Source organism: Neorhizobium turbinariae (genome assembly GCF_023223505.1).
In the GTDB taxonomy this organism is placed as follows: domain Bacteria; phylum Pseudomonadota; class Alphaproteobacteria; order Rhizobiales; family Rhizobiaceae; genus Neorhizobium; species Neorhizobium turbinariae.
The window spans coordinates 21,191-27,354 of sequence record NZ_JALPRY010000035.1; the positions used below are offsets into that span (position 1 = coordinate 21,191).

At 59.1% G+C, this 6,164-nt stretch carries 13 protein-coding genes; all 13 read right to left on the reverse strand.

What is annotated here, in order from left to right:
* Positions 1-14: 14 nt before the first annotated feature.
* Positions 15-383, reverse strand: a complete 369-nt coding sequence (gene rplN / locus M0654_RS22015) for a 50S ribosomal protein L14 (RefSeq protein ID WP_105374405.1) — start codon at positions 381-383, stop codon at positions 15-17.
* 235 nt (positions 384-618) lie between these two features.
* Complete coding sequence (gene rpsQ / locus M0654_RS22020) at positions 619-855, reverse strand: 30S ribosomal protein S17 (RefSeq protein WP_118849422.1); 237 nt, start codon at positions 853-855, stop codon at positions 619-621.
* Between the two features lie 11 nt (positions 856-866).
* Positions 867-1,067 (reverse strand): 50S ribosomal protein L29, encoded by a 201-nt coding sequence (gene rpmC, locus M0654_RS22025; RefSeq protein ID WP_037151107.1) that lies wholly within the window; start codon positions 1,065-1,067, stop codon positions 867-869.
* A gap of 12 nt (positions 1,068-1,079) precedes the next feature.
* On the reverse strand, positions 1,080-1,493 hold the full coding sequence (rplP, locus tag M0654_RS22030) for a 50S ribosomal protein L16 (RefSeq protein WP_007770145.1): 414 nt from the start codon (positions 1,491-1,493) through the stop codon (positions 1,080-1,082).
* A 38-nt stretch (positions 1,494-1,531) separates the two neighbouring features.
* The gene (gene rpsC, locus M0654_RS22035; RefSeq protein ID WP_118849421.1) at positions 1,532-2,269 is read right to left on the reverse strand and encodes a 30S ribosomal protein S3; all 738 of its coding nucleotides are present in this window, start codon (positions 2,267-2,269) and stop codon (positions 1,532-1,534) included.
* A complete protein-coding gene (gene rplV / locus M0654_RS22040) occupies positions 2,269-2,658 on the reverse strand; it encodes a 50S ribosomal protein L22 (RefSeq protein WP_117193858.1) in 390 nt (129 codons plus the stop codon). Before rplV ends, rpsC begins: the two co-directional genes overlap by 1 nt.
* Before the next feature lie 2 nt (positions 2,659-2,660).
* Positions 2,661-2,939: a 30S ribosomal protein S19 gene (rpsS, locus tag M0654_RS22045; protein WP_029620128.1), complete on the reverse strand. Its 279-nt coding sequence runs from the start codon at positions 2,937-2,939 to the stop codon at positions 2,661-2,663.
* A 15-nt stretch (positions 2,940-2,954) separates the two neighbouring features.
* Positions 2,955-3,791, reverse strand: coding sequence for a 50S ribosomal protein L2 (gene rplB / locus M0654_RS22050; protein WP_118849420.1), 837 nt, complete (start codon positions 3,789-3,791; stop codon positions 2,955-2,957).
* An 11-nt stretch (positions 3,792-3,802) separates the two neighbouring features.
* Positions 3,803-4,096, reverse strand: coding sequence for a 50S ribosomal protein L23 (locus tag M0654_RS22055; RefSeq protein ID WP_046792692.1), 294 nt, complete (start codon positions 4,094-4,096; stop codon positions 3,803-3,805).
* Complete coding sequence (rplD, locus tag M0654_RS22060; RefSeq protein WP_118849419.1) at positions 4,093-4,713, reverse strand: 50S ribosomal protein L4; 621 nt, start codon at positions 4,711-4,713, stop codon at positions 4,093-4,095. The genes M0654_RS22055 and rplD overlap by 4 nt, the downstream gene beginning before the upstream one ends.
* A gap of 14 nt (positions 4,714-4,727) precedes the next feature.
* Positions 4,728-5,369 carry a 50S ribosomal protein L3 gene (rplC, locus tag M0654_RS22065; RefSeq protein WP_118849418.1) on the reverse strand — a complete coding sequence of 214 codons (642 nt, stop codon included), beginning with the start codon at positions 5,367-5,369 and terminating at the stop codon, positions 4,728-4,730.
* Positions 5,370-5,406: 37 nt separating this feature from the next.
* The gene (gene rpsJ / locus M0654_RS22070; protein ID WP_003547547.1) at positions 5,407-5,715 is read right to left on the reverse strand and encodes a 30S ribosomal protein S10; all 309 of its coding nucleotides are present in this window, start codon (positions 5,713-5,715) and stop codon (positions 5,407-5,409) included.
* 304 nt (positions 5,716-6,019) lie between these two features.
* Positions 6,020-6,164 (reverse strand): EF-Tu C-terminal domain-related protein (locus tag M0654_RS22075; protein WP_449289667.1); only part of this gene is annotated, 145 nt, incomplete at its 5' end.

The window sequence follows — 6,164 nt, forward strand, 5'->3', positions numbered from 1 at the left end:
TGTCCCGCTCCCTCTTACAGTACTTCCGGAGCCAGCGAGATGATCTTCATGTGGTTCTTGGCGCGAAGTTCGCGCGGAACCGGTCCGAAGATACGGGTGCCGATCGGCTCTTTCTTGTTGTCGATGAGGACCGCTGCGTTGTTATCGAAGCGGATGACGCTGCCGTCCGGACGACGGATGTCCTTGGCGGTACGCACAACAACCGCCTTCATCACATCACCCTTCTTGACGCGGCCGCGCGGGATCGCTTCCTTGATCGAGACAACGATAACGTCGCCGATCGAAGCGTACTTGCGCTTGGAGCCGCCCAGCACCTTGATGCACATGACACGACGTGCGCCGGAATTGTCCGCCACGTCGAGGTTTGTTTGCATCTGAATCATGTCAGGTCGCCTTTTTCAAATGACCGGCAAACTCCAGGCGAGAAACGCTCGGAGGCCGGCTTATGGACAGAATTTCGGTGTGCGCGGGTGGGTCTTGCCAAGGTGGTTTCCATGAAAGGACCTTCCCTGCGCTCAAAGCAAAAGAACGCTCGTTGCCGAGCGTCCTGCGCCAGTGGCGTGCTTCATACAGGATTCTCCGCCGAACACAAGGCCCAAGCGGAGAAACACCTGCAAATTAAGCCTGGGCGGTAACTACCGTCCAGCACTTGTCCTTGGAGATCGGTGCGCATTCCTCGATGGAAACGACGTCACCTACCTTGTACTGGTTGTTTTCGTCATGCGCCTTGTACTTCTTCGTACGGCGGACCGTCTTCTGAAGCAGCGGGTGAGCGAAGCGGCGCTCGACGCGGACAACAACGGTCTTCTCGTTCTTGTCGGAAACGACTACGCCCTGCAGAATGCGTTTCGGCATATTATTCTTCCTTAAGCCTTGGCTTCTGCCGCCTTCTGGCGGGCAATGGTTTTCACGCGGGCGATGTCCTTGCGAACTTCGTTGATGCGCGAGGACTTTTCGAGCTGACCGGTGGCCTTCTGGAAGCGCAGGTTGAACTGCTCTTTCTTCAGGTCGGCGAGCTTGTCCTTGAGCTGGTCGGCCGTGAGGCCGCGAACGTCTTCGGCTTTCATCGTGCCTTCTCCTTACTCTGCGATGCGCTGTACGAAGCGCGTCTTGACCGAGAGCTTGGCAGCACCGAGACGAAGCGCTTCACGCGCCAGTTCTTCGGAAACACCGTCGATCTCGAACATCATACGACCAGGCTTGACCTTGCAAGCCCAGTATTCGACGCCGCCCTTACCTTTACCCATACGTACTTCGGTCGGCTTGGCCGTGACCGGAACATCCGGGAACACGCGGATCCACACCCGACCAGCACGCTTCATGGCGCGCGTAATCGCGCGGCGGGCCGCCTCGATTTCGCGAGCGTTGACGCGGTTTGGTTCCTGGGACTTCAGGCCGAATTCGCCGAAGGCCAGATCGAAGCCGCCCTTGGCCACACCCTTGATGCGACCCTTGAACTGCTTGCGGTACTTGGTACGCTTTGGCTGCAACATTTTCTTACTTCTCCGAGCTTATCTTTCGCCAGCGTTGATCAAGCGTTTTCGCGCTCGCGGCGACGATCGCCACGGTCGCCGCGTTCACGGCTTGCAGGACCCTGTGCATCGCCTTCCAGCGCACGACGTTCCGAGGCCATCGGGTCGTGCTCAAGGATTTCGCCCTTGAAGATCCAGACCTTGATGCCGCAGATACCGAATGCGGTTTCGGCTTCAGCCGTACCGTAGTCGATGTCGGCGCGCAGCGTGTGAAGCGGAACGCGACCTTCGCGGTACCATTCAGTACGAGCGATTTCTGCACCGCCGAGGCGGCCGGCGCAGGTGATCTTGATGCCTTCGGCGCCAAGACGCATTGCCGACTGAACAGCGCGCTTCATTGCACGGCGGAATGCCACGCGACGCTCGAGCTGCTGGGCGATCGACTGAGCGACCAGCGTCGAGTCTACTTCCGGCTTGCGAACTTCAACGATGTTGAGGTGCGTCTCGGAGCGCGTCATTTCGGAAAGCTTCTTGCGAAGCTTTTCGATGTCTGCACCCTTCTTGCCGATGATGAGGCCCGGACGAGCCGAGTGGATCGTGACGCGGCACTTCTTGTGCGGACGCTCGATGACCACCTTGGCAATGCCGGCCTGCTTGAGTTCCGACATCAGGTAGGCGCGGATCTTCAGGTCTTCATGAAGAAGCTGGCCATACTCGGCGTTGTCGGCGAACCAGCGGCTATCCCAGGTACGGTTGATGCCGAGGCGAAAGCCGATCGGATTAATTTTCTGGCCCATTATGCGGCCTCCCCTTTTTCCTCGACTTCGCGAACAACGATCGTCAGGTGCGCGAACGGCTTCTCGATACGGGAAGCGCGGCCGCGGCCACGAGCGTGGAAACGCTTCATCACGATCGACTTGCCAACATAGGCTTCGGAGACGATCAGTGCATCGACGTCAAGGTCATGGTTGTTTTCGGCATTGGCGATTGCAGACTCGAGAGTCTTCTTCACCGTGCCGGCGATGCGCTTGCGCGAGAATTCGAGCTCAGCGAGCGCGCGTTCCACCTTCTTGCCGCGGATCATGGCGGCAACAAGGTTCAGCTTCTGGGGGCTGACACGGAGCGTACGGGCGACTGCCTGCGCCTCGTTGTCCTTCAGCCGGCGTTCGGTCTTAGCCTTCGCCATTGTTACTTCCTCTTCGCCTTCTTGTCCGCGCCGTGACCGTAGTAGGTACGGGTGGGAGCGAATTCTCCGAACTTGTGACCGACCATGTCTTCGTTGACGCTGACCGGGATGTGCTTGCTGCCGTTATAGACGCCGAACGTCAAACCGACGAACTGCGGCAGAATCGTGGAACGGCGGCTCCACATCTTGATGACTTCACTGCGTCCGCCTTCGCGCACCTTCTCAGCCTTCTTGAGAAGATAGCCGTCAACAAACGGACCTTTCCATACTGAACGAGCCATTGGTGACTTCCTCTCTTACTTCTTGCGCTGATGGCGCGAGCGCATGATGAACTTGTCGGTCGACTTGTTCTTACGAGTGCGCTTACCCTTGGTCGGCTTGCCCCACGGGGATACCGGGTGACGACCACCGGACGTGCGGCCTTCACCACCACCGTGCGGGTGGTCAACCGGGTTCATGACGACACCGCGGTTATGCGGACGCTTGCCGCGCCATACGGTGCGACCGGCCTTGCCGTCGTTGATGTTGCCGTGATCCGGATTGGATACCGCACCAACGGTTGCCAGGCACGAGCCCGGGACGAGACGCTGTTCGCCAGAGTTGAGGCGAAGGATCGCCATGCCCTGGTCGCGACCGACGAGCTGGACATAGGTGCCAGCCGAGCGAGCGATCTGGCCACCCTTGGCAGGCTTCATTTCCACGTTGTGGACGATCGAGCCAACCGGGATGTACTGCAGCGGCATAGCGTTGCCAGGCTTTACGTCGACTGCCTTCTCCGAGGAGATGACCTTGTCGCCGGCTGCCAGGCGCTGCGGCGCCAGGATGTAGGCCTGCTCGCCGTCGGAATAGGTGACGAGAGCGATAAAGGCCGAACGGTTCGGGTCGTATTCCAGACGCTCGACCGTGCCTTCAACGTCGAACTTGCGACGCTTGAAGTCGACCAGGCGGTAGGTACGCTTGTGACCGCCGCCGATGAAGCGAGCGGTGATGCGACCGCGGTTGTTACGGCCGCCGCTCTTGGAGAGACCTTCCGTCAGCGCCTTGACCGGCTTGCCCTTCCAGAGGCCGGACCGGTCGACGATGACCAGCTGACGCTGGCTCGGGGTCGTCGGGTTGTAGCTTTTCAATGCCATTGTATCTTACCTCAGAGACCGGTGGAGACGTCGATCGTCTGACCTTCGGCCAGGGTGACGACAGCCTTCTTGACGTCCTTCTGCTTCCCGATGAAGCCGCGGAAGCGCTTCACCTTGCCCTTGCGGACCAGCGTATTGACGGCAGTGACCTTCACACCGAAGAGCGCTTCTACGGCAGCCTTGATTTCCGGCTTGGAAGCAGTCTTGGCAACGTTGAAGACGACCTGGTTCTGTTCGGATACCAGCGTCGACTTTTCGGTGATCGAGGGAGATACGATCACATCATAGTGGCGAAGATCGGTCACTTGAAACGCTCCTCTAGAGCTTCCACAGCGGCCTTGGAAAGCACGAGCTTGCCGCGGCGCAGGATGTCGTAAACATTGATGCCCTGGACCGGAAGAACGTCCACGTTCGGGATGTTCTGAGCAGCGAGCTTGAAGTTGTTGTCCAACTCCGAACCGCCGATAACCAAAGCATTGGTGAGGCCGAGCGAAGCGAAGGTGCCGGCCAGAGCCTTGGTCTTTGCTTCGGAGGCGACCAGATCATCGATGATGATCAGGTCTTCAGCCTTGAACTTTGCAGACAGCGCGTGACGCAGGGCAAGAGCGCGAACCTTCTTGGGAAGGTCATGCTCGTGGCTGCGAACAACCGGACCATGTGCACGACCGCCGCCGCGGAACTGCGGAGCGCGAGCCGAATGGTGACGAGCGCGGCCCGTACCCTTCTGCTTGTACATCTTGGCGCCGGTGCGGGAAACTTCACCGCGGGTCAGCGTCTTGTGCGAGCCCTGCTGCTTCTTGGCGAGCTGGTAGCGCACCATACGAGCCAGGATGTCTTCGCGTGGGTCGAGGCCGAAAATCGCATCGGACAGGGAAACCGTACCGGCGTCTTTTCCCTCGAGGGTCTTGACGTTAAATTCCATTGTAGCTGGCTCCCTTACTTCGCAGCCGACTTGACGGCGTCGCGAACCACGATCCAGGCGCCCTTGGAGCCGGGAACGGCACCCTTGACGAGGATCAGGCCACGGTTCTCGTCGGTGGAGACGACTTCGAGGTTCTGCGTTGTGACGCGCGTCTGGCCCATGTGACCAGCCATGCGTTTGCCCTTCCAGACCTTGCCCGGATCCTGGTTGTTACCAGTCGAACCATGCGAGCGGTGCGAAACGGACACACCGTGCGTGGCGCGCAGACCACCGAAGTTATGGCGCTTGATGGCGCCAGCGAAACCCTTACCGATCGTGGTACCGGTCACGTCAACCAGCTGGCCGGCCGAGAAATGGTCCGCCTTCAGCTCAGTGCCGACTTCGATCATGTTGTCTTCGGAAACACGAAACTCAACGAGCTTCGCCTTCGGCTCGACATTGGCGACGGCGAAGTTGCCGCGCTCAGCCTTGGAAGTGTTCTTCACCTTGGCAGTGCCTGCACCGAGCTGAAGAGCGGTATAGCCGTTCTTCTCTACGGTACGGTGTGCAACAACCTGGCAGTTTTCCAGCCGCAATACGGTTACCGGGATATGCTCACCAGCGTCGTTATAGACGCGGGTCATTCCCACTTTCTGTGCAATTACACCTGAACGCATCGGTTCAATCCTTCTCACTCAGCGAGAGACCGAGGTCTCAGAGCTTGATCTCAACGTCGACGCCAGCGGCGAGGTCGAGCTTCATCAGCGCGTCCACCGTCTGGGGCGTCGGGTCTACGATGTCGAGGAGGCGCTTGTGCGTGCGCATCTCGAACTGCTCGCGGCTCTTCTTGTCGATGTGGGGGGACCGGTTAACCGTAAACTTCTCGATGCGGGTCGGAAGCGGAACGGGGCCCCGGACGCTAGCACCGGTGCGCTTCGCCGTCGACACAATCTCGCGCGTGGAAGCATCGAGAATTCGGTGATCGAACGCCTTCAGGCGAATGCGGATATTTTGGCCGTTCATTCGACGTTATCCTTGTTGTTTGTTTCCTCCGCGCCATACGAACAGGCACGGGTTGTTCTTTTACCTTAAGGCGGACCACCGGTTTCAAAGATCGAAGGGGACGCCGGATGGGCATCCCATTCCACTCTCCGGGCCTTTCGGCCCACCTTATGATTTGATTGCTGCAGCGATAGCCGAAGCACCGGCAAATCGCGCTTGCGCGCCATTTGCTACATTTTCACGTCATAAGCAAGCCGCTTGGCAGCTTTTTGCTTAAAGAATCCATGCAATGGGCGCAGATCAGATCTGCGCCCATTTTTCTGGCTTACTCTACGATGGCAGCGACGATGCCGGCGCCGACGGTACGGCCACCTTCGCGGATAGCGAAGCGCAGCTTTTCTTCCATCGCGATCGGCACGATCAGCTCGACGTCAACGGTGACGTTGTCGCCAGGCATAACCATTTCCGTG

What these genes read in the sequence shown, in the direction of transcription:
- rplN (WP_105374405.1), bottom strand. Translation starts at nt 383, where the DNA reads ATGATTCAGATGCAAACAAACCTCGACGTGGCGGACAATTCCGGCGCA.
- rpsQ (WP_118849422.1), bottom strand. Translation starts at nt 855, where the DNA reads ATGCCGAAACGCATTCTGCAGGGCGTAGTCGTTTCCGACAAGAACGAG.
- rpmC (WP_037151107.1), bottom strand. Translation starts at nt 1,067, where the DNA reads ATGAAAGCCGAAGACGTTCGCGGCCTCACGGCCGACCAGCTCAAGGAC.
- rplP (WP_007770145.1), bottom strand. Translation starts at nt 1,493, where the DNA reads ATGTTGCAGCCAAAGCGTACCAAGTACCGCAAGCAGTTCAAGGGTCGC.
- rpsC (WP_118849421.1), bottom strand. Translation starts at nt 2,269, where the DNA reads ATGGGCCAGAAAATTAATCCGATCGGCTTTCGCCTCGGCATCAACCGT.
- rplV (WP_117193858.1), bottom strand. Translation starts at nt 2,658, where the DNA reads ATGGCGAAGGCTAAGACCGAACGCCGGCTGAAGGACAACGAGGCGCAG.
- rpsS (WP_029620128.1), bottom strand. Translation starts at nt 2,939, where the DNA reads ATGGCTCGTTCAGTATGGAAAGGTCCGTTTGTTGACGGCTATCTTCTC.
- rplB (WP_118849420.1), bottom strand. Translation starts at nt 3,791, where the DNA reads ATGGCATTGAAAAGCTACAACCCGACGACCCCGAGCCAGCGTCAGCTG.
- rplD (WP_118849419.1), bottom strand. Translation starts at nt 4,713, where the DNA reads ATGGAATTTAACGTCAAGACCCTCGAGGGAAAAGACGCCGGTACGGTT.
- rplC (WP_118849418.1), bottom strand. Translation starts at nt 5,369, where the DNA reads ATGCGTTCAGGTGTAATTGCACAGAAAGTGGGAATGACCCGCGTCTAT.
- rpsJ (WP_003547547.1), bottom strand. Translation starts at nt 5,715, where the DNA reads ATGAACGGCCAAAATATCCGCATTCGCCTGAAGGCGTTCGATCACCGA.